This is a genomic window from Pseudomonas sp. IPO3774, from assembly GCF_013386835.1.
Lineage (GTDB): Bacteria > Pseudomonadota > Gammaproteobacteria > Pseudomonadales > Pseudomonadaceae > Aquipseudomonas.
This window is the reverse complement of sequence record NZ_JACAQY010000018.1, coordinates 391,147-413,129: the sequence shown is the minus strand read 5'-3', so window position 1 is coordinate 413,129 and position 21,983 is coordinate 391,147. Positions and strand designations below refer to the sequence as shown.

At 58.7% G+C, this 21,983-nt stretch carries 19 protein-coding genes; 3 read left to right on the top strand and 16 right to left on the bottom strand.

Annotation, left to right across the window (positions count from 1 at the left end; all coding sequences use genetic code 11):
* Positions 1 to 33: 33 nt before the first annotated feature.
* The gene (locus HYE77_RS13815) at positions 34 to 1,659 is read right to left on the bottom strand and encodes a methyl-accepting chemotaxis protein (RefSeq protein WP_003210555.1); all 1,626 of its coding nucleotides are present in this window, start codon (positions 1,657 to 1,659) and stop codon (positions 34 to 36) included.
* A 148-nt stretch (positions 1,660 to 1,807) separates the two neighbouring features.
* Positions 1,808 to 2,812 (bottom strand): amidohydrolase family protein, encoded by a 1,005-nt coding sequence (locus HYE77_RS13810; protein WP_177068883.1) that lies wholly within the window; start codon positions 2,810 to 2,812, stop codon positions 1,808 to 1,810.
* 140 nt (positions 2,813 to 2,952) lie between these two features.
* Here HYE77_RS13810 and HYE77_RS13805 point away from each other — a divergent pair, with 140 nt between their 5' ends.
* Both HYE77_RS13805 and HYE77_RS13800 read left to right on the top strand, forming a co-directional pair.
* Complete coding sequence (locus HYE77_RS13805; protein ID WP_177068882.1) at positions 2,953 to 3,369, top strand: OsmC family protein; 417 nt, start codon at positions 2,953 to 2,955, stop codon at positions 3,367 to 3,369.
* Positions 3,370 to 3,433: 64 nt separating this feature from the next.
* Entirely contained in the window at positions 3,434 to 4,306 is an 873-nt protein-coding gene (locus tag HYE77_RS13800) for a pirin family protein (RefSeq protein ID WP_177068881.1), read from the top strand.
* Between the two features lie 135 nt (positions 4,307 to 4,441).
* Here HYE77_RS13800 and HYE77_RS13795 read toward each other — a convergent pair whose 3' ends face one another.
* The 4 genes from HYE77_RS13795 to HYE77_RS13780 form a co-directional block, all read right to left on the bottom strand.
* Positions 4,442 to 5,170, bottom strand: coding sequence for a dienelactone hydrolase family protein (locus HYE77_RS13795; protein WP_008434010.1), 729 nt, complete (start codon positions 5,168 to 5,170; stop codon positions 4,442 to 4,444).
* A 66-nt stretch (positions 5,171 to 5,236) separates the two neighbouring features.
* A complete protein-coding gene (gene htpG / locus HYE77_RS13790; RefSeq protein ID WP_003210561.1) occupies positions 5,237 to 7,141 on the bottom strand; it encodes a molecular chaperone HtpG in 1,905 nt (634 codons plus the stop codon).
* Positions 7,142 to 7,230: 89 nt separating this feature from the next.
* Positions 7,231 to 7,683: a PaaI family thioesterase gene (locus HYE77_RS13785; protein ID WP_063028212.1), complete on the bottom strand. Its 453-nt coding sequence runs from the start codon at positions 7,681 to 7,683 to the stop codon at positions 7,231 to 7,233.
* Positions 7,680 to 8,156: a PaaI family thioesterase gene (locus tag HYE77_RS13780; protein WP_003210563.1), complete on the bottom strand. Its 477-nt coding sequence runs from the start codon at positions 8,154 to 8,156 to the stop codon at positions 7,680 to 7,682. The genes HYE77_RS13785 and HYE77_RS13780 overlap by 4 nt, the downstream gene beginning before the upstream one ends.
* Before the next feature lie 157 nt (positions 8,157 to 8,313).
* On the opposite strand from HYE77_RS13780, the gene HYE77_RS13775 reads away from it, so the two are divergent.
* Positions 8,314 to 8,556 (top strand): hypothetical protein, encoded by a 243-nt coding sequence (locus HYE77_RS13775; RefSeq protein WP_003210564.1) that lies wholly within the window; start codon positions 8,314 to 8,316, stop codon positions 8,554 to 8,556.
* 149 nt (positions 8,557 to 8,705) lie between these two features.
* Here HYE77_RS13775 and brnQ read toward each other — a convergent pair whose 3' ends face one another.
* The 10 genes from brnQ to sdhC all read right to left on the bottom strand — a co-directional run bounded on the left by brnQ (position 8,706) and on the right by sdhC (position 21,833).
* Positions 8,706 to 10,019 (bottom strand): branched-chain amino acid transport system II carrier protein, encoded by a 1,314-nt coding sequence (gene brnQ / locus HYE77_RS13770; RefSeq protein WP_003210565.1) that lies wholly within the window; start codon positions 10,017 to 10,019, stop codon positions 8,706 to 8,708.
* 417 nt (positions 10,020 to 10,436) lie between these two features.
* On the bottom strand, positions 10,437 to 11,318 hold the full coding sequence (gene sucD, locus HYE77_RS13765) for a succinate--CoA ligase subunit alpha (RefSeq protein ID WP_003210566.1): 882 nt from the start codon (positions 11,316 to 11,318) through the stop codon (positions 10,437 to 10,439).
* Positions 11,318 to 12,484: an ADP-forming succinate--CoA ligase subunit beta gene (gene sucC, locus HYE77_RS13760; RefSeq protein ID WP_003210567.1), complete on the bottom strand. Its 1,167-nt coding sequence runs from the start codon at positions 12,482 to 12,484 to the stop codon at positions 11,318 to 11,320. Before sucC ends, sucD begins: the two co-directional genes overlap by 1 nt.
* 214 nt (positions 12,485 to 12,698) lie before the next feature.
* Positions 12,699 to 14,135, bottom strand: a complete 1,437-nt coding sequence (lpdA, locus tag HYE77_RS13755) for a dihydrolipoyl dehydrogenase (RefSeq protein ID WP_003210568.1) — start codon at positions 14,133 to 14,135, stop codon at positions 12,699 to 12,701.
* A gap of 95 nt (positions 14,136 to 14,230) precedes the next feature.
* Positions 14,231 to 15,463 (bottom strand): 2-oxoglutarate dehydrogenase complex dihydrolipoyllysine-residue succinyltransferase, encoded by a 1,233-nt coding sequence (gene odhB / locus HYE77_RS13750; RefSeq protein WP_008434003.1) that lies wholly within the window; start codon positions 15,461 to 15,463, stop codon positions 14,231 to 14,233.
* Positions 15,464 to 15,507: 44 nt separating this feature from the next.
* A complete protein-coding gene (locus tag HYE77_RS13745) occupies positions 15,508 to 18,339 on the bottom strand; it encodes a 2-oxoglutarate dehydrogenase E1 component (protein ID WP_003210570.1) in 2,832 nt (943 codons plus the stop codon).
* Positions 18,340 to 18,601: 262 nt separating this feature from the next.
* On the bottom strand, positions 18,602 to 19,306 hold the full coding sequence (locus tag HYE77_RS13740) for a succinate dehydrogenase iron-sulfur subunit (RefSeq protein WP_003210571.1): 705 nt from the start codon (positions 19,304 to 19,306) through the stop codon (positions 18,602 to 18,604).
* 11 nt (positions 19,307 to 19,317) lie between these two features.
* Positions 19,318 to 21,093 (bottom strand): succinate dehydrogenase flavoprotein subunit, encoded by a 1,776-nt coding sequence (gene sdhA / locus HYE77_RS13735; protein ID WP_003210572.1) that lies wholly within the window; start codon positions 21,091 to 21,093, stop codon positions 19,318 to 19,320.
* A gap of 3 nt (positions 21,094 to 21,096) precedes the next feature.
* The gene (gene sdhD, locus HYE77_RS13730; RefSeq protein WP_003210573.1) at positions 21,097 to 21,465 is read right to left on the bottom strand and encodes a succinate dehydrogenase, hydrophobic membrane anchor protein; all 369 of its coding nucleotides are present in this window, start codon (positions 21,463 to 21,465) and stop codon (positions 21,097 to 21,099) included.
* On the bottom strand, positions 21,459 to 21,833 hold the full coding sequence (gene sdhC, locus HYE77_RS13725; RefSeq protein ID WP_008433998.1) for a succinate dehydrogenase, cytochrome b556 subunit: 375 nt from the start codon (positions 21,831 to 21,833) through the stop codon (positions 21,459 to 21,461). The genes sdhD and sdhC overlap by 7 nt, the downstream gene beginning before the upstream one ends.
* Positions 21,834 to 21,983 lie beyond the last annotated feature (150 nt).

The window sequence follows — 21,983 nt, the reverse complement described above, 5'->3', positions numbered from 1 at the left end:
CTACCACAGCAACGGGCATACTCCCCCAACAACCTAAACCGAAAACCGAGCCACCATCGTGTTGAGATCCACCGCCAACCGTGACAACTCCTGGCTCGCCGCACTGGTCTGGTTCGCCCCCGCCGACGTCTGCTGTGCCAAATCGCGAATATTCATCAAATTGCGATCCACCTCCCGCGCCACCGCCGCCTGTTCTTCCGAGGCACTGGCAATCACCAGGTTGCGCTCATTGATCAGGGTAAACGCCGAAGCAATCTCCTCCAGCGCCGTCCCCGCCGACTTAGCGATATCCAGCGTCGAACGCGCCCGAGTATTGCTCTGCTGCATGGAGCTGACAGCCTGATCAGTCCCCTGCTGAATCCCACTGATCATCTGCTCGATTTCCTGGGTCGACTGCTGCGTACGATGCGCCAAGGCCCGCACCTCATCCGCCACCACCGCAAACCCACGCCCGGCATCCCCAGCCCGCGCCGCTTCGATGGCGGCATTCAGCGCCAGCAAATTGGTCTGCTCGGCAATCGAACGAATCACATCCAGCACCTTGCTGATGCCATACACCTTCTGCGCCAGGTCCTCCACCTGAGTCGCATTGGCCGTCACATCATCCGCCAGGGACTCAATCGACAACACCGTCTGATGCACCTGCTCGCGCCCATGCTGAGCGATACGATCCGACTCCCGCGACGCCTGGGACGTAGCCACCGCATTGCTCGCCACCTCCTCCACCGCCGCCGTCATCTGGTTCACCGCAGTAGCCGCCTGCTCAATTTCCTGACTCTGCTGATGCAACCCACGGGTGGCATCTTCGGTCACGCAACTAAGCTCTTCGGAAGCCGACGCCAACTGGCTGGACGAATCGGAAATACGCCGAATGGTTTCCCGCAGGCTCTCCTGCATGCTTTTCAGCGCCTGCTGCAAACGCGCCGGCTCATCCTGGCCGCTGACAGTAATCACCCCGGTCAGATCGCCACTGGCCACACCCTGGGCGACTTTCAAAGACTGGGATAACGGCAGCACAATACTGCGGGTCAGCAACAATGCCAGACCGATGGTGATCAGCGCCGTCACGGCAATCATGCCAACCACCCAACTGCGCGATTGCGTGAACACACTTTGCGCCAGGCTCGCCGCCTGATTGGCACTGACCTTGTTCAACGTCACCAGCTCACGCAGGGTACCGGCCAGTTCGTCGGCCAACTGGTTCATCTCGCCGTTGACCACCTTGATCGCGTCTTCCAACTGATTCGCCCGGGAAAACGCCATCACCTGTTCCTGGCGCTGCAGGTAACGCTCTTCCTCGGTTTTAAAGCGATCGAACAGCACCCGCTCTTCAGGCAGCACGATCAAGCCTTCATAGAGGGACTGAGCCTTGTGCAGGCCGCTTTTCAGCTCGGTGATTTTCTGCTCATTCTGCGTGATTGCCTGCGGGTCGCGGTTAAGCAGCAGCCGCAACGTCAGGGCCCGCACCCGCAGCAGGTCCTGATTCATCTCGCCGACCGCCATCACGCTGGGCAGCCAGTTGTTTTCCACCTGGTCAGACTGCTGGCGCATATTGCCCATCTGCAACAAGGCGAACCCGCCCAGGGCAAACACCATCAGCGCCAGCAAACCAAACCCCAGGCCGGCGCGAGGGGCGATATTCAGACTTCTGATATTCATGCTCGGAATCCTTCCAAAAGCGCTGCATCCACCTGCAGCGGGCTCTTGAAAGGTATCGGCGAGTTGAGACGTTTGCCTAAGACGAAAACGCGATATCAAAACGCCTTATGATCGCCCCGCCCCGGCTGTAGCGATTCAGCTAAACCCATCACCTGGGCTTGGGCAGAATCGCCAGGAAATTGTCCCGTGCGACCTTTCTGGCCACATCCTCAGGCAACGCATCGAGGAACGGGTCAAAGCTGCGCATTTCCTTACCGAGCTTGTTGAAGCGTCCTACCACGTCTGAGCCAAGCATGAAGCGGTCCGGGAAGCGCTCCACCAGCTTTACCCACTCAGGGCGTGCCTTTCCCGCCTCATCCAGCAAGTAAGGCGTGAGCACGCTCCAGGACAGGTCGACGTACAGGTTCGGGTAAGCCTCCAGCATGCGCGCCAGGGTCGGCAGCAAAAAATCCATCTGCGTCTGGTGCCGATGGATCTCCATGCTGCTGCCCGCATGGGCCCAGATAAACCGGGTGTGCGGGTGATTACGCAGCGGCTCTTCCATTTCCGCCAGGTACAACGGATTTTTCTCACGCTTGGAGGTGATGTTGGAATGCACCATCACCGGCAGATCATTCTCCGCGGCCAGGTGATAGATGCGGGTCATCGCCTCGTTGTTGGCCCTTGGGGTGTCGCCGGAGGTCAGCGCGGTCAGATCGTCGTGACGGGTGAAGACTTCGCCGATGCCTTGCCAGAGCCCAGGATTGAGATCGAGCATGCGCTGGATATGGGATGCGGCATTTTTATCGTTGGGATTGAAACCACTGAGGAACGGATGAAAGCGCTGACGTTGCTCCGGGCTCAGTTTATTGACCGCATCGGCGACGAACACGTCGGTGGCGCTGTACCAATAGGCGTCGGCGTCGTCCCCGGCGTAATAGCGCGGCCGCTTGGGTTCGTCCTCATGCCATTTCTTGGCCACCGGTATGCCGGAAATCATCACGTGCTCGATGCGATTATCGGCCATGGCCTTGAGTAATTTATCCATGCCCGCCGACTCCTGGAAGAAATCGACGTAATGCAGGTGTGCATCGCTGTAGGCATAGTCGCGAGCCTGCACCGCAAAGCTTGCGGCGGTCAGCAACAGGGCAATACTCAGGCGGGTCCGGCGCACGGGGGTATCTCAAACAAGGGCTAATGCCGGTAGACATCGGACCGCGCCTGCGGGTTCAGCGGTAAACAACGGGGAACACCAACGTGCCAGCATGCTCTATAACTGCATGAGCTTCTTCCTGCCACCCTGTGAGGTTTGCCATGCCTGTTACCGTGAACACGCTGAACGCCGAAAACTTCCGCCACAGCGTCAATATCAATAACCACGAGCTGTTTACCGACCTGCCCAAGAGCCTGGGCGGTGACGATTCGGCGCCCTCCCCCCACGATTACTTCGACGCCGCACTGGCGTCCTGCAAGGCCCTGACCGTCAAGCTCTATGCGCAGAAAAAAGACATACCGCTGACCGGCGTGACCGTGGAAGTCACCCATGACAGCGCCGAAGAGCAAAAGGGCAAATACAAGCTCAACGTCAAACTGACCCTCAAGGGCGTACTCACTGACGAGCAGCGCGACGAGCTGCACCGCGTGGCGGATCGCTGCCCGGTGCACAAGCTGATGACCACGGCCGAAGTTACCATCGAGACCCGGCTCTCCGAAGGCGCCTTCAGCCAGTAGCGGCAACCTCCCGTCGAGCGGGTTATGCTCAGTACCATCAGACCCGCTCAGACTGGGAAGCACCATGACCACCGTGACCGTGATTCGCCCGCGCGCCGAAGATGTGGAAGGCCAACCGATCCTGCGCCCACTGCCCTCCAGGCAATGCCGCAGCGTCGGGCCTTTCGTGTTTTTCGACCATATGCTGCAAACCCGTTATGCCCCGGGTACCGGCATGAACATTCGCCAACACCCGCACATCGGCCTCTCTACCCTGACCTACCTGTTTGAAGGCGAACTCCTGCACAAGGACAGCCTCGGCTCCGATCAGGTGGTCAAGGCCGGGGACGTCAGCTGGATGACAGCCGGCAGTGCCATTGCCCACGTTGAACGCAGCCCCGAGGCGTTGAAGGCCAGTGGTTTCAGCCTGCACGGGTTGCAAGTGTGGCTGGCCTCCCCCAAGGAACATGAACAAAGGCCTGGGCATTACAGCCATCATCCGGCCGCCAGCTTGCCGGTGAGCGATAACCTCGGCGTGCAGATTCGCCTGATTGCCGGCAATGGCTTTTGCCTCGAATCGCCGGTGCCGGTGTTGTCGCCCACCTTGTATGCCGAGGTGCGGATGCAGACGGCTACCACCCTGCTGATCCCGGATGAGCATGAAGAACGGGCGGTGTATGTGCTGGAGGGTGAGGCGCAGTTGGATGGCGAAGCGCTGGAGGTGCATAGCCTTGTGGTGTTGCCGGCAGGCGCAAGCATGGGGCTGTTTGCCGAGACTGATTGCCACCTGGTGGTGTTCGGCGGCGCGGCGCTGGATGGGCCACGGCGGATTAACTGGAATTTTGTCGCGAGTGATCCGGCGTTGATCGAGCAGGCTCGGCAGCGTTGGGCGGCTGGGGATTGGCCGACAGTGCCGGGGGAAAGTGAGCGGATCGAGTTGCCTCTAGGCAAGGCTTAAGCGCTTTATTGCCTGTGAAACAGCCTTCGCGAGCAAGCCCGCTCCCACATTTCGACCGCGTTCCTTCAGGATTTACACGGTTAAAATGTGGGAGCGGGCTTGCTCGCGAAGGGGCCAGCTCAGGCAACCGAACTATCAGCCCTTGAACACTTCATCCAGCAAGTTATGCATCGACTGAAAGGCCCGCGCAGCGGTCTTCGCGTCATACATCATCTTGCCCGGCACATTCGCGTGCGGGTCGGTAAACGAGTGCACCGCACCGCCGTAGCTCAGCAATTGCCAATCCACACCGGCGGCGTTCATTTCGTCTTCAAACGCCGGCAGTTGCTCCTTCGGCACCAACGGGTCGGAAGCACCGTGCAACACCAGCACGGAACCCTTGATGTTTTTTGCATCGGCCGGGTTCGGCGTGTCGAGGCTGCCGTGGAACGAAACGGCAGCTTTCAACGGTGCACCGGTACGCGCCAGCTCCAGGGAGCAGCAACCACCGAAGCAGAAACCAAAGGTCGCCAGCTTCGAGGTATCCACCGCCGCTTCAGTCTGGGTTTTCAGGTGATCAAGCGCGACCTGCATGCGCTTGTTCAACAGCGGCCGGTCATTCTTCAACGGCATCATCGCCGCACCCGCTTCATCGCCGTTCGAAGGGCGGACGGTTTGCCCGTACAGGTCGGCAAGCAGCACCACGTAGCCCTTGCTGGCCACGCTCTTGGCGATCTCTTCAGCGCCGGCACTGACACCCATCCAGTTCGGCGCCATCAACAACCCTGGCAGCGGGCCCTTATGACTGGCATCAAATGCCAGGCGGCTTTCATAAGACTGGCCATCAATCTGATAGACCACGGAACGCACGGTGATTTGGCTCATCATTTACTCCAGGTGAAAGGCTCCAGAACGAAAAAACCCGCCGAAGCGGGTTTTTCTACAACGGTGTTAAACCGACAGTTCAACCAACAGCTTGTTCAGTCGGCGCACATAAGCGGCCGGGTCTTTCAGGCTGTCGCCGGCAGCCAGGGCTGCCTGGTCGAAGAGGATGTGCGACAGGTCGCCAAACCGCTCTTCGCTCTGCTCGCCGTCGAGTTTCTCGATCAGCGGGTGCGCCGGGTTGAATTCGAAGATCGGCTTGGAATCCGGAACCTTCTGACCGCTGGCTTCCAGGATCTGACGCATCTGCATGCCCAGGTCCTGCTCGCCGATGGCCAGGATCGCCGGGGAATCGGTCAGACGGTGGGAAACCCGCACTTCGCTGACGGCATCGCCCAAGGCGGTCTTGATTCGCTCAACCAGACCCTCTTTGGACTTGGCCACTTCTTCAGCGGCTTTCTTGTCTTCTTCGGAATCCAGGTTGCCCAGGTCCAGGTCGCCGCGGGCGACGTCAACAAAGCTCTTGCCGTCGAAGTCGCTGAGGTAGCTCATCAGCCACTCGTCGATGCGGTCGGTCAGCAGCAGCACTTCGATGCCTTTCTTGCGGAAGACTTCCAGGTGCGGGCTGTTCTTGACCTGAGCGTAGGTTTCACCGGTCAGGTAGTAGATCTTGTCCTGACCTTCCTTGGCGCGAGCCAGGTATTCAGCCAGGGAAACGTTCTGCTCGCCGTCGTCACCGTTGGTCGATGCGAAACGCAGCAGGCCGGCGATTTTTTCCTTGTTGGCGAAATCTTCTGCCGGGCCTTCTTTCATGACCTGGCCGAAGTTTTTCCAGAAGCCCTTGTATTGCTCAGGCTCGTTTTTCGCCAGCTTTTCCAGCATGTCGAGGACACGCTTGGTCAGCGCCGACTTCATCGAGTCGATGATCGGGTCTTTCTGCAGGATTTCCCGCGACACGTTCAGCGACAGGTCGTTGGAGTCAACCACGCCCTTGATAAAGCGCAGGTACAACGGCAGGAACGATTCCGCCTGGTCCATCACGAATACGCGCTGCACATACAGCTTCAGGCCTTTCGGCGCTTCACGCTGGTACAGGTCGAACGGAGCACGGGCCGGTACGTAGAGCAGCGAGCTGTATTCCAGCTTGCCTTCGACCTTGTTGTGGCTCCAGCTCAGCGGGTTTTCGTAATCGTGGGCGATGTGCTTGTAGAACTCCTGGTATTCCTCGTCCTTGACTTCGGTACGAGGACGGGTCCACAGGGCGCTGGCGCGGTTGACCACTTCCCATTCCTGGGCTGGGGCTTCTTCGCCTTCGGCCGCCGCTTGTTCTTTCGGCAACTCGATCGGCAAAGCGATGTGGTCGGAGTACTTCTTGATGATATTGCGCAGACGCCAGCCATCGGCGAACTCGTCTTCACCGGACTTCAGGTGCAGGACGATGCGGGTACCACGGTCAGCCTTGTCGACGGTGGCGATTTCAAATTCGCCCTCGCCTTTGGACGACCAGTGCACGCCTTCGCTGGCCGCAAGGCCGGCGCGGCGGCTGAAGACTTCAACCTTGTCGGCAACGATGAAGGCCGAGTAGAAGCCCACGCCGAACTGGCCGATCAAGTGCGAATCTTTCTTCTGGTCGCCCGACAGGTTCTTCATGAAATCAGCGGTGCCGGATTTGGCGATGGTCCCCAGGTGGGTGATCGCATCGTCACGGCTCATGCCGATACCGTTGTCTTCGAGGGTGACGGTTTTCGCGTCCTTGTCGAAGCTCACACGGATTTTCAGTTCCGCGCCACCTTCCAGCAACTCAGGCTTGGACAGGGCTTCGAAACGTAATTTGTCGACAGCGTCAGAGGCGTTCGAGATCAATTCGCGAAGGAAAATTTCCTTGTTGGAATACAGCGAATGGATCATGAGGTGCAGCAGTTGCTTCACCTCGGTCTGGAAGCCCAGGGTTTCCTTTTGAGTTTCCACACTCATGGTCATCAAACTCCAATTGGATGGCAGTGGCCGCGCCCTTGAGGGTTGGCGGCGGGTTGTCATCAAAGTTGGGGGCTAAGACCAGGATTTCAAGGGCGGGCCGGTTCCTCAATCTTGAAATGCGCGCGGGCGGTGGCAATCGGTTCGGCCGGGGTGCTTTGCCAGGCGGTAATCGCCACATTGGCCACCCGTCGGCCCTGGCGCCACACCTGGCATTTGGCGTAGGTGTCGCGAAACTGGCCGGCGCGCAGGTAATCCAGGGAGAAATCGATGATCTTGGGAACACCAGGCGCACCGGTGAAAACCAGCAAATGCAAGGCTGCGGACAGTTCCATGAAGCCCGCGATCACCCCGCCGTGGATCGCTGGCAATATGGGGTTACCAATGTTGTCCTTGTTGGCCGGCATGCGAAACAGCAATTCATCCCCCAGCCGCGTGCATTCGATGCCAATCAGCTTGGCGTAGGGAATCAGGTTGAGCAGCGCTTCATAGTTGCCGCGCTCGTGGGCTTGCTGCAGACGGGTCTTGAACTGATGTTTCATGCCTGTTCTCCCTTGATTGCATTGCCCAGGCCCTGGCTGCCCTTGAGGCGCTTGCCCATGCGCATGAACGTGCCCACCACGTGGGCAATCGGTTGCTGCGGATCGTCCTGGTAGGCGAAGCCGCGGGTGAAGATCACGTCGGTGGTCACCCGGTAGCACTGGGCAAAGCCGAATACCGGTTTATGGGGCTCGGCCGGGTGCATGTAGTCGATGCGCAGGTCCAGGGTCGGGCAAACCTCGAACTCCGGCAGTACGCACAAGGTAGCCATGCCACAGGCGGTGTCCATCAAGGAGGTGATGGCGCCGCCGTGGATCACGCCGGTCTGCGGGTCACCGACGATATGCGGAGCATAGGGCAACACCAGCGTCATGCCGTCCTCACTGGCGGCGTGCACCTGGATGCCCAGCACCTGGCAGTGGCGCAAGGCTGAAACAAAGCGCGTGGCACGGGATAAAAGAGGATTTTCGGTCATTCGTTAAAGACTCTTATTAGTGTGGAGCCGGCGGAGTAGACAACCTTGCTGAAAGTTCCCTAGGGAAAAGCCTTATATATCTGTGAGATTTAAGGAACTAAGCGTTGGGCATAGGCTCGAAAGGCCAGTAGATATCTTCAATAAGGAGAAACACCCCATGCGCAAGACTTTAGCTATTTCCATGATGCTGGCTGCTGCCCTCGGCCTCGCTGCCTGCGACAAAAAATCCGAAGACAAAGCTCAAGACGCCGCAGCCCACTCTGAGCAAGCTCAGAAAGACATGGCGAAAGCACAGGATAAAGTGAACGACGCTGCGAAAGAAAACGCCGATGCTGCCAAAGCTCAGGCTGAATCGAACGAAGCTGCTGCGAAAGAAGCAACACCTGCAACCGGTTCTTGAGTCTGACGACTTGAACACTGTGACGTGAAAAGTCATGTTGCAAAAGAAAGCCCGCTTAATAGCGGGCTTTACTTTGTCCGGTGTTTTTAACCCGGCCGGGCAGCTCGAAACTTCGAACTAAACCTCGGCACAAGTTAGTGGCTAAACGTTTAAGCCATCGCTTCACTGCGTTTGCCCAGCAGGCGGTCAATCACCACCGCAACCACCAGCGTCATCACCGAAGGCACCAGCCACGCCAGGCCCTGCTCGCTCAGCGGCAGGTGAGCCAGTTGCGATGGCATCCAGTCAGCCAGGCCCGCGCCCTTCAGCGCGTCAATGCAACCGAAGATGAACGACACCAGCATCACCGGGCCAACGATCCGGCCCTGCTCCTGCCAGAAGTCCTTACAGAAGCTCAGGGCCACCAGCACGATGCACGGCGGGTAGATGGCTGTCAGCACCGGGATCGAGAACGCGATCAGCTTGGTCAGGCCCAGGTTGGACACAAACAGCGAGAATACCGCCAGGATCACCACCAGGGTCTTATAGGACAGCGGCAGTACGCGGCTGAAGTACTCGGCGCAGGCGCAGGTCAGGCCCACCGCGGTTACCAGGCACGCCAGGGAAATCAGCACGGCGAGGAAGCCGCTGCCCAGGGAGCCGAAGGTGTGCTGGACGTAGGCGTGCAGCACGGCGGCGCCGTTGGCGGCACCGGCCGCCACTTCGTGGCTGCCCGAACCGAGGCGGAACAGGCTGATGTACACCAGCGCCAGGCCCACACCGGCAATCAGCCCGGCGATGATCGCGTAGCGGGTGATCAACTTCGGCGACTCGACGCCACGGGAGCGGATCGCGTTGACGATCACAATGCCGAATACCAGCGCGCCGAGGGTATCCATGGTCAGGTAACCATTGATAAAGCCCTGGGAGAACGGTGCGGCCACGTACTCAGGGGTGGCAACACCCACATCGCCGGCCGGCAAGGCAAAGGCAGCAATGCCCAATACGGCCAGGGCGATGATCTTCAACGGTGCCAGGAAACGACCAACCGTATCCAGCAGACGGCCCGGGTACAGGGAGATGAAGAACACCAACAGGAAGTACACCGAGCTGTAGAGGAACAGCGCCAGCGGGCTTTCACCGGTCAGCGGCGCCAGGCCCACTTCAAAGGAAACGGTGGCGGTTCGCGGGGTGGCGAACAACGGGCCGACAGCCAGGTAGGCCGCCGCTGCCAGCAAGCCACCGGCAATCTTGCCGATCGGACTGCTCAACGCGTCCATGCCACCACCGACTTTGGCCAGGGCGACAACGGTGATCACCGGCAAACCGACCGCGGTGATCAGGAAGCCCAGCGCTGCCATCCAGACATGAGGCCCGGACTGTAAACCGACGATTGGCGGGAAGATGATGTTGCCGGCGCCCACGAACAGGGCAAAAGTCATAAAGCCCAACGCCAGGATGTCCTGGCTTTTCAACACTTTCATTTGAGGAAATACCACACTACTGAATCGGAATTTAGAGAGGGCTTCCCTATGGATGAGGGAAATACTGCCGGTCCGGATGGGGACCGACCGGTCTGGCGCGAGGCTTCCTTTTGGGATGCGTACGCATAAAGAGGCGGCTAGCCTAACGAATTTGCGGGTCAAACGCACTGTTGCGGGGCGAACTGTCCGATAAGCGACATTTTTATGTCGCGTTTTTATATCTAAATTTTGAAATACGATCGAATGTGGGAGCGGGCTTGCTCGCGAAAGCGGTGTATCAGCCACTCATGAGCTGACTGACACACCGCTTTCGCGAGCAAGCCCGCTCCCACATTTTGATCTCCACCAACCTTCAGAATGCACAAAGGCCACCCGAAGGTGGCCTTTGTGGGGTGAAGCGTCAGTTAAGCGCGAGGCTTACTTGACAGCCCAACCGGTCAGCTCGGACAAAGCCTTGCCGATGTCTGCCAGCGAACGCACGGTTTTAACGCCTGCGTCTTCCAGGGCAGCAAACTTCTCGTCTGCAGTACCCTTGCCGCCAGAGATGATTGCGCCAGCATGGCCCATGCGCTTGCCAGCAGGGGCAGTCACACCAGCGATGTAGGAAACAACCGGCTTGGTCACGTGTGCCTTGATGTAGGCAGCCGCTTCTTCTTCAGCCGAACCGCCGATCTCACCGATCATTACGATCGCTTCGGTCTTCGGGTCTTCCTGGAACAGCTTCAGGATGTCGATGAAGTTCGAGCCTGGGATCGGGTCACCGCCGATGCCGACGCAAGTCGACTGACCGAAACCGGCGTCAGTAGTCTGCTTGACAGCTTCGTAGGTTAGGGTGCCGGAACGGGAAACGATACCGACTTTACCTGGCAAGTGAATGTGACCTGGCATGATGCCGATCTTGCATTCGCCTGGAGTGATCACGCCTGGGCAGTTAGGGCCGATCAGGACTACGCCCAGCTCGTCGCACTTAACTTTAGCGTCCAGCATGTCCAGGGTAGGAATGCCTTCGGTGATGCAAACGATCAGCTTGATGCCGCCGAATGCTGCTTCCAGGATGGAGTCCTTGCAGAAAGGAGCTGGAACGTAGATCACGCTGGCGGTGGCGCCAGTGGCAGCTACAGCATCTTTCACGGTGTTGAACACTGGCAGGCCCAGGTGCTCGGTGCCGCCTTTACCAGGAGTAACGCCACCCACCATCTTGGTGCCGTATTCGATGGCTTGCTGGGTGTGGAAACTACCTTGGGAACCGGTAATACCCTGGCAGATAACCTTGGTGTCTTTATTGATCAGGACGCTCATTATTTGCCCTCCGCAGCTTTGACAACTTGTTGAGCAGCGTCGGTCAGGCTGGTAGCAGCGATGATGTTCAAACCGCTTTCTGCCAGTACTTTAGCGCCCAGTTCAGCGTTGTTACCTTCAAGGCGCACAACAACCGGGATTTTAACGCCGACTTCTTTCACTGCACCGATGATGCCTTCGGCAATCATGTCGCAACGAACGATGCCGCCGAAGATGTTGACCAGTACTGCAGCGACGTTGGAGTCGGACAGGATGATCTTGAACGCTTCGGTAACGCGTTCTTTGGTGGCACCGCCGCCTACGTCGAGGAAGTTGGCTGGTTTGCCGCCATGCAGGTTGACGATGTCCATGGTACCCATGGCCAGGCCAGCACCGTTGACCATGCAACCGATGTTACCTTCCAGGGCTACGTAGTTCAGTTCGAACTTGGCAGCGTGCGCTTCGCGCGGATCGTCTTGCGACGGATCGTGGAAAGTCTTCAGCTTAGGCTGACGGTACATGGCGTTGGCGTCGATGTTGATCTTGGCATCGAGGCAATGCAGATCGCCGTCAGCCTTGATCACCAGCGGGTTCACTTCCAGCAGGGCCAGATCGTGATCCTGGAACAGTTTGGCCAGACCTACGAAGATCTTGGCGAACTGGGCAACTTGCTTGCCTTCCAGACCCAACTGGAATGCCAGCTCGCGACCCTGGAATGGCTGAGCGCCAACCAGTGGATCGATAGTGGCTTTCAGAATTTTTTCTGGGGTTTCTTCAGCGATCTTCTCAATGTCCACGCCACCTTCGGTGGAGGCCATGAACACGATGCGACGGCTCGAACGGTCAACGACAGCGCCCAGGTACAGCTCTTTAGCGATATCAGTGCACGATTCAACCAGGATCTTGGTGACTGGCTGGCCATTGGCATCAGTCTGGTAAGTCACCAGACGCTTGCCCAGCCACTGCTGAGCGAAGGCTTTGGCGTCTTCTTTGCTGCGAACCAGCTTAACGCCGCCCGCTTTACCGCGACCACCAGCGTGGACCTGGGCTTTGACAACCCACTCGGTGCCGCCGATTTTGTCGCAAGCTTCTGCTGCTGCTTCCGGGGTGTCTACTGCGTAACCCTTGGATACTGGCAGGCCGTATTCAGCGAACAGCTGCTTACCCTGATACTCGTGAAGATTCATGCTTATTACCGTCTTCGTTAGGTACTGCGCATTCGGCGCTGCGCTCTTTATTGAGTGCCGCGCCACCTGTGACTGCTGCTTGCACAGTCAAACCACCAAAGGCCTGAACCCTGGGTGGTGAAACTGCGCAAGACTGCGTCCAGCGGATATTCCGCGGTGAGTCTTGCGCACAAGGCTCACGACGGGCAACCGCCGTGGTTTCTTATTATCTCGCTTAGCGCTTCTTCTTGTTGGCGATGTGGATGGCATGGCCATTCACTGCCAACGCGGCTTCGTGCAGCGCTTCGGACAGGGTCGGATGGGAGAAAACCATCATGCCGATGTCTTCGGCGCTGGTGCCGAATTCCATACCGATTGCGCCTTGCTGAACCAGTTCTGCTGCGCCTGGGCCGATCACGTGGACGCCCAATACGCGGTCAGTCTTGGCATCAGCGATGACTTTGACAAAACCACCGGTGTCGTTGGCTGCCATGGCACGGCCAGAAGCGGCAAACGGGAAGGTGCCGACGTTAACTTCAACGCCTTCAGCTTTCAACTGCTGTTCGTTCTTGCCGACCCATGCAATTTCCGGGTGGGTGTAGATAACCGACGGGATCAGGTCGTAGTTCATCTGGGTCTTGTGACCCTTGATGCGCTCGACAACCATGATGCCTTCTTCGGAAGCCTTGTGCGCCAGCATCATGCCGCGAACCACGTCGCCAATGGCGTAGACGCCCGGCACGGTGGTAGCGCAGTGATCGTCAACGTGGATGAAACCACGCTCGTCGATGTTCACGCCGCTGTCGGAAGCCAGCAGATCAGTGGTCACCGGACGGCGACCAACGGCTACGATCAGCTTGTCGAAAGTGATGGTCTGTTCGCCATCCTTGTCGGTGTAGGTCACGACAACTTCTTCGCCGTTAACCTTGGAACCGGTAACACGAGCGCCCAGCTTGATGTCCAGACCTTGTTTGGTCAGGGTTTTCAGCGCTTCTTTGGACACTGCGGTGTCGGCAGCCAGCAGGAACGTGTCCAGGGCTTCCAGCACGGTCACTTCGGAACCCAGGCGGGACCAGACCGAACCCAGTTCCAGGCCGATCACGCCAGCGCCGATCACGCCCAGACGTTTTGGAACCGCCTGGAATTCCAGGGCGCCGGTCGAATCAACGATCACGTTCTGGTCAACCGGAGCCGGTGGAATGTCGATTGGACGCGAACCTGGAGCCAGGATCACGTTCTCGGCTTCGATGATTTCGGTCGAACCGTCAGGCTTGGTGATTTCAACTTTCTTGCCGGCCAGCAGTTTGCCGTGGCCTTGCAGGGAAGTAACGCCGTTGGCCTTGAACAGGGTAGCAACGCCGGAAGTCAGGCCTTTAACGATGTTGGCCTTGCGGCCGACCATCGCTGGCACGTCCATGGTCACGCCAGCGTGGTTGATGCCGTGGATGGCAAAACCGTCTTGCGCTTCGTGGAATTTCCAGGAGCTGTCCAGCAGCGCCTTGGAAGGAATGCAGCCAACGTTCAGGCAAGTACCGCCCAGCGCCAGTTTGCCTTCCTTGTCGGTGTATTTTTCGATGCAAGCAGTCGAGAGGCCCAGTTGTGCGGCCTTGATGGCGGCAACGTAGCCGCCAGGGCCTGCGCCAATCACTACAACGTCAAATTTCTGCGACATGAAAAAAAATCCTCTTTAGCTAAAAGCTTCAAGCCGTGAGCCGCACTCCGGCCTGCCTCGCGGCAGACCGGGTGGTACGGCGCACCGCCGCTTTATCAGATATCCAGCAGCAGACGAGCCGGGTCTTCCAGCAGGTTCTTGATGGTCACCAGGAAAGTCACGGCTTCTTTACCATCGATCAGGCGGTGATCGTACGACAGCGCCAGGTACATCATCGGGCGGATAACCACTTGGCCGTTGATCGCCATAGGACGCTGCAGAATGTTGTGCATGCCCAGGATCGCAGCTTGTGGCGGGTTGACGATCGGAGTCGACATCATCGAACCGAAAGTACCACCGTTGGTGATGGTGAAGGTACCACCGGTCATCTCGTCGATGGTCAGTTTGCCGTCACGGGCCTTCTTGCCGAAGTTGGCGATGCCGCCTTCGATTTCAGCCAGGCTCATCAGCTCGGCGTTACGCAGAACCGGTACCACCAGGCCACGGTCGCTGGAGACGGCAACGCCGACGTCAGCATAACCGTGGTAAACGATGTCGCCGCCGTCGATGGAAGCGTTGACTGCCGGGAAGCGTTTCAGCGCTTCGGTGGCCGCTTTCACGAAGAACGACATGAAGCCCAGGCGTACGCCGTTGTGGGACTTCTCGAACAGGTCCTTGTACTTCGAACGCAGAGCCATGACTTCGGTCATGTCGACTTCGTTGAAAGTAGTCAGCATCGCCATGTTCGACTGTGCTTCAACCAGGCGCTTGGCCACGGTGGCACGCACGCGGGTCATCGGTACGCGCTTCTCGGTGCGGTCGCCAGCGGCGAACACAGGAGCAGCGGCAGCCGGGGCAGCAGCCTTGGCAGGCGCAGCAGCTGGAGCGTTTTTCTTGGCTTCAACGGCGGCAACCACGTCTTCCTTGGTCACACGGCCATCTTTGCCGGTGCCCTTGATGGACGCCAGGTTGATGCCGTTTTCGTCAGCCAGCTGACGCGCAGCCGGTGCAGCGATTGGATCTTCGCCACCCGCAGCCGGTGCAGCAGCTGGAGCTGCGGCAGCAGCCGGTGCCGCAGCGGCGGCAGGAGCAGGAGCAGCGGCAGCAGCACCGCCCTCTTCGATCGAGCCCAGTACCTGATTCGACAGGACGGTAGCGCCTTCTTCGGCAACGATTGCGCCCAGCACGCCGTCAGCTTCAGCCAACACTTCGAGCACGACCTTGTCGGTTTCGATGTCGACGATCAGGTCGTCACGCTTGACGGCCTCGCCTGGTTTCTTGTGCCAGGTGGCAACGGTGCCATCGGCAACCGATTCCGGGAATGACGGGGCTTTGATTTCGATAGCCATTATCTGTGGGTCCTTAAAATTCGGTTTCAGTCAGCGCGAAGGCGTTAAACAGTGAAAGCATCTTGCAGCAGTTTTTCCTGCTGCTCGGCGTGCATCGACGCATAACCACACGCAGGTGCAGCAGAAGCATCACGACCGGCGTACTCCAGGCCCAGTGCCTGTTTGTGATTGCCGATGCTGCGACGCAGATGATGCTGGCTGCTGTACCACGCGCCCTGGTTCATCGGTTCTTCCTGACACCACACCACATTGGTGAGGTTGGTGTAAGGCGCGATGGCCTCCATCAGGTCGTCTTCCGGGAACGGGTAAAGCTGCTCGATCCGCACGATGGCGATGTCTTCGCGGCCTTCGGCACGGCGTTTTTCCAGCAAATCGTAGTAAACCTTGCCGCTGCACAGGATCAGGCGAGTGACCTTGGCGGCGTCGAGGGTATCGATTTCTGAAATAACGGTCTGGAACGAACCATCCGCCAGATCTTCCAGGGTCGAGATGGCCAATTTATGACGCAGCAGCGATTTCGGCGTCAGCACTACCAGCGGCTTGCGCAGCGGGCGGATCACCTGGCGACGCAGCAAGTGGTAGATCTGGGCCGGGGTAGTCGGCACGCACACCTGGATGTTGTGCTCGGCGCACAATTGCAGGTAACGCTCCAGACGGGCCGAGGAGTGCTCCGGACCCTGACCTTCATAACCGTGTGGCAGCAGCATGGTCAGACCGCACAGACGGCCCCACTTGTGCTCGCCGCTGGTGATGAACTGGTCGATAACCACCTGGGCACCGTTGGCGAAGTCGCCGAACTGGGCTTCCCAGATCACCAGCGCCTGAGGCGTGGTGGTCGAGTAACCGTATTCGAACGCCAGTACGGCTTCTTCGGACAGGAACGAATCGTACAGGTCGAAACGTGGCTGGCCTTCGTACAGGTTCTGCAACGGGATGTAGGTGCCCGCGTCTTTCTGGTTGTGCAACACAGCGTGACGGTGCGAGAACGTACCGCGGCCGATGTCCTGGCCAGTCATGCGGATCGGGTGACCTTCGAACGCCAGGGTCGCGTACGCCATGGTTTCAGCGTAACCCCAGTTGATCGGCAGGCCGCCGGCTTGCATCTTCTGACGGTCTTCGTAGATCTTCGCAACCTGGCGCTGTACGACGAAACCGTCTGGGATTTCCAGCAGCTTGGCCGACAGTTCCTGCAGGGTCTTCAGATCGAACGAGGTGTCGTGACGCGCAGTCCAGGCGTGGCCCAGGTACGGACGCCAGTCAACGAACAACTCTTTGTTCGGCTCTTTAACCAGGCTTTTCACGACATGCAGGCCGTTGTCCAGCGCGTTGCGGTATTCATCGATCTTCGCCTGAACACGTGCATCGTCCACCACGCCGGCCTTGATCAGGCTATCGGCATACAGCTCACGGGTGGTGCGCTGCTTGGTGATTTGCTGGTACATCAACGGTTGGGTGCCGCTAGGCTCATCCGCTTCGTTGTGACCGCGACGACGGTAGCAGACCAGGTCGATGACCACGTCACGCTTGAACTGCATGCGGTAATCGATGGCCAACTGGGTCACGAACAACACGGCTTCCGGATCATCACCATTCACATGGAGGATCGGCGCCTGGATCATCTTGGCAACGTCGGTCGCGTACTCGGTAGAGCGTGCGTCCAGCGGGTTGCTGATGGTGAAGCCCACCTGGTTGTTGATGACGATGTGAACGGTACCGCCGGTCTTGAAGCCGCGAGTCTGCGACATCTGGAACGTTTCCAGGACCACACCCTGACCGGCGAACGCCGCGTCACCGTGGATGGAAATCGGCAAGACCTTCTCACCGGTGGAATCGTTACGACGATCCTGGCGCGCACGTACCGACCCCTCGACCACTGGAGAAACGATCTCCAGGTGGGATGGGTTGAACGCCATGGCCAGGTGAACTTCACCGCCGGTGGTCATTACGTTGGACGAGAAGCCCTGGTGATATTTAACGTCACCGGAACCCAGCTCGACCTTCTTCTTGCCTTCGAACTCGTCGAACAGCTCGCGCGGGTTCTTGCCGAAGGTGTTGACCAGCACGTTCAAGCGGCCACGGTGGGCCATGCCGATCACGATTTCCTTGGTGCCGTAGGAACCGGAACGCTGGATCAGCTCGTCGAGCATCGGGATCAGGCTTTCGCCGCCTTCCAGGCCGAAACGCTTGGTGCCCGGGTATTTGGTGCCCAGGTATTTTTCCAGGCCTTCCGCTGCAGTGACGCGCTCGAGCAAGTGGCTCTTGACGTCCGCAGACAGCACCGGGCGACCACGCACGCCTTCAAGGCGGTGCTGGAACCAGTGGCGCTGCTCGGAATCAGTGATGTGCGTAAATTCGGCACCGATGGTGCGGCAATATGTCTGCTGCAACGCTTCGTGAATTTCGCGTAGGCTCGCTTCCTCTTTGCCGATGAACAGGTCGCCGGCACGGAAGGTCGTATCAAGATCGGCATTGGTCAAGCCGTAATGATTGATCGACAGGTCTGCAGGTGCAGGACGCTGCCACAGCCCCAGCGGGTCAAGCTGGGCTGCCTGGTGGCCACGCATACGGTAGGCCTGGATCAGTCGCAGTACTTCAACTTGCTTCTTCTCGTGCTCACTGCTCACGCTTGCGGCAGAAACCGGCTGGGCGCGGCGCTGGTTCTTTGCCAGCAGCACGAACTGATCGCGAATTGTTGCGTGCGATACATCGGTGGCAGCGTTGCCGTCTGAAGACAACGTCTGAAATTTGGTGCGCCATTCTTCTGGCACAGCGTTAGGGTCGTGCAGGTAGAGCTCATAAAGCTCTTCCACATAGGCAGCGTTACCACCTGAAAGATAGCCGCTGTTCCACATGCGCTGCATCACGCTTTCTTGCATGCTTGGTCACCCTCGATTTGGGGACACCACCGGCGAAAACACCGAGTTTGCTTGCAAAAGGCCAAGTGCAGCGACCAAAACAAGCCACTTAGGATCACGCTGATAGTTCGGGTACCAACCCGAATGCCCCTGCTTGTCTCATTTCTTCAAAATAAGAGCCGCGTCTTTGTAAGTCGCTGCTCAAGTTAAAACTACGGCGCCGGTTGAAGCCTGCGCCGTAGCATCTACGGGCACAACGGTCCTGCTTTTACTACAACGTCGGTTACACGCCGCTTTGCAGCAGCATGCTACGTACGTGACCAATGGCCTTAGTCGGGTTCAGGCCTTTGGGACATACGTTGACGCAGTTCATGATCCCGCGGCAGCGGAATACGCTGAACGGGTCATCCAGCGAAGCCAGACGCTCGGCAGTCTTGGTGTCACGGCTGTCTGCCAGGAAGCGGTACGCTTGCAGCAGGGCAGCTGGGCCCAGGAACTTGTCGGGGTTCCACCAGAAGGACGGGCAGGAAGTCGAGCAGCAAGCGCACAGGATGCACTCGTACAGACCGTCCAGCTTCTCGCGCTCTTCCGGAGTCTGCAGACGCTCGATGGCCGGAGCCGGCGTGTCGTTCTGCAGGAATGGCTTAACCTTCTCGTATTGCTTGTAGAAGATGCTCATATCGACGACCAGGTCACGGATAACCGGCAAACCTGGCAGCGGACGAACAACCAACTTGTTGCCTTTCACCACGGAAGACAGCGGCGTGATGCATGCCAGGCCGTTCTTGCCGTTGATGTTCATGCCGTCGGAGCCGCAGACACCCTCACGGCAAGAGCGACGATAGGAGAAACCTTCGTCCTGCTCTTTAACCAGGGCCAGCACGTCCAGCACCATCAGGTCCTTACCACCGGTATCGACCTGGAATTCCTGCATGAACGGCGCAGCGTCCTGATCAGGGTTGTAGCGATAAACACTGACTTTCAACATGGCAGCCACCCTTAGTAAGTCCGAATCTTCGGTTCAAACGTCGGAACCGTCTTCGGCGAGAAGTTCACGGCACGCTTGGTTACGCGCTTGTCACCCGGGAAGTACAGGGTGTGGCACAACCAGTTTTCGTCGTCGCGGTCTTCATAGTCTTCACGAGCGTGAGCACCACGGGATTCTTTACGAACCTCGGCGGCGATCGCAGTCGCTTCAGCCACTTCCAGCAGGTTTTGCAGCTCAAGGGCTTCGATTCGAGCGGTGTTGAACGCCTGGCTCTTGTCGTTGATCTTGACGTTGGCGATGCGCGTACGCAGGTCAGCCAGCTGGGCGATACCTTTCTGCATGTATTCGCCGGTACGGAACACACCGAAGTAGTTCTGCATGCAGCTTTGCAGCTCTTTGCGCAGGGAGGCGACGTCTTCGCCATCGGTACGCGAGTTCAGGCCATCCAGACGTGCCAGGGCAGCGTCGATGTCGGACTGGCGTGGACGCGCGTAATCAACGCCTTCCTTCAGGGTCTGCTCCAGGAACAGGCCGGCGGCACGACCGAATACCACCAGGTCGAGCAGCGAGTTGCCGCCCAGACGGTTGGCACCGTGAACCGATACGCACGCCACTTCACCTACCGCGAACAGACCAGGGATGATCTGGTCGACACCGTCGGCGTCCTGGGTGATCGCCTGGCCATGAATGTTGGTGGCAACGCCGCCCATCATATAGTGGCAAGTTGGAACAACCGGGATCGGCGCAACAGCCGGGTCAACGTGGGCAAAGGTCTTGGACAGCTCCATGATGCCTGGCAGACGGCTGTGCAGCACTTCTTCACCGAGGTGATCGAGCTTCAGCATCACGTGGTCGCCATCGGGACCACAGCCGTTACCGGCGATGATCTCTTTAACCATGGAACGGGCTACAACGTCACGACCGGCAAGGTCTTTGGCGTTCGGAGCATAACGCTCCATGAAGCGCTCGCCGTTCTTGTTGATCAGGTAACCACCTTCACCACGGCAACCTTCTGTAACCAGTACACCGGCGCCGGCGATGCCGGTCGGGTGGAACTGCCACATTTCGATGTCTTGTACCGGGACGCCTGCACGCAGGGCCATGCCGATACCGTCACCGGTGTTGATCAGGGCATTGGTAGTCGAAGAGTAGATACGGCCTGCACCGCCGGTCGCCAATACGGTGGCGTTAGCCCGCACGTAAGAGGTTTCGCCGGTTTCGATGCAGATAACGATCATGCCTACAAAGGCACCGTCTTCGTTCTTCACCAGGTCGACGCCGTAGTATTCGTTGAGGAATACGGTGCCGGCCTTCAGGTTGGCCTGGTACAGGGTGTGCAACAGCGCGTGACCGGTACGGTCGGCTGCGGCACAGGTACGAGCGGCCTGGCCACCCTTACCGAAGTCTTTCGACTGGCCGCCGAACGGACGCTGGTAGATGCGACCCTGTTCGGTACGGGAGAACGGCAGACCCATGTGTTCCAGCTCGAAGACCGCTTCCGGGCCTACGGAGCACATGTATTCGATAGCGTCCTGGTCACCGATATAGTCGGAACCCTTGACGGTATCGTACATGTGCCAGCGCCAGTCATCGTTTGGATCGGCGGAGGCGATGGCGCACGTGATGCCACCCTGGGCCGAAACGGTGTGGGAACGGGTCGGGAACACCTTGGTGATCACGGCAGTCTTGTGACCGCCCTGGGCCAGTTGCAGCGCAGCGCGCATGCCGGCACCGCCGCCGCCAATGATGATGGCGTCGAATGAAAGCGTATTAACTGTGTTAGCCATGAATCAGATACCCCAAAGAATCTGCACACCCCAGACGAAGTAAGCGAACATCGCGACGCCGCATACTGCCTGGAAGAGAAACCGTACTGCTGTCGCGGACTTGCCCAGCGCCATCGGCGTCAGGTAGTCGGTCGCGATGGTCCACATGCCAACCCAGGCGTGAGCGCCCAGGGCTACAAGGGCCAGCAGACTGAAGATGCGCATCCCGTTGTGAGCGAACAGGCCGTGCCATTGGGCGTAGCCAATGCCAGGGTTCGCCGCGAGGTACCCGATCAGGAAGATGAAATAAGCCGCGAGAACAACCGCAGACACACGTTGCGCCATCCAGTCATAGAGGCCCGAACGCGACAGGTTCGTAACGCTGGTTACCATATCCAAACTCCCGCCAGAACGATCAGCACCACGGAAATGGCGATGACGATTTTCGAGCCCAGCTTGCCGCCTTCCAGCGTCTCACCGATACCCATGTCCATGATCAAGTGGCGAATACCGGCCACAAGGTGATAAAGCAGAGCGGACAGGAGGCCCCAGGCGACGAATTTGGCCAGCGGACTGGTCAAGCATGCCTTCACCTCGGCGTACCCTTCTTCCGAACCCAGGGATTTGCTCAATGCATAAAGCATGATGCCCAGGCCAAGAAACAGGATGATGCCGGATACACGGTGCAGGAACGACGTTACGCCGGTGATGGGGAGTTTGATGGTCCTTAGGTCTAGGTTTACAGGTCGTTGGCTATTCACGGCTTTTTTTCACACTGAAGAGCCCCTAACAATCAGGGCAAAGTTGTTGGGGAGTGCACTGGTCAGGTAACCACCACCCAGGGAGTGCGACCCCCATCAAAACGGGCCCAAAAGCCCCTGGCGGTCGGAGGCCGAGTATAGACAGTTAGG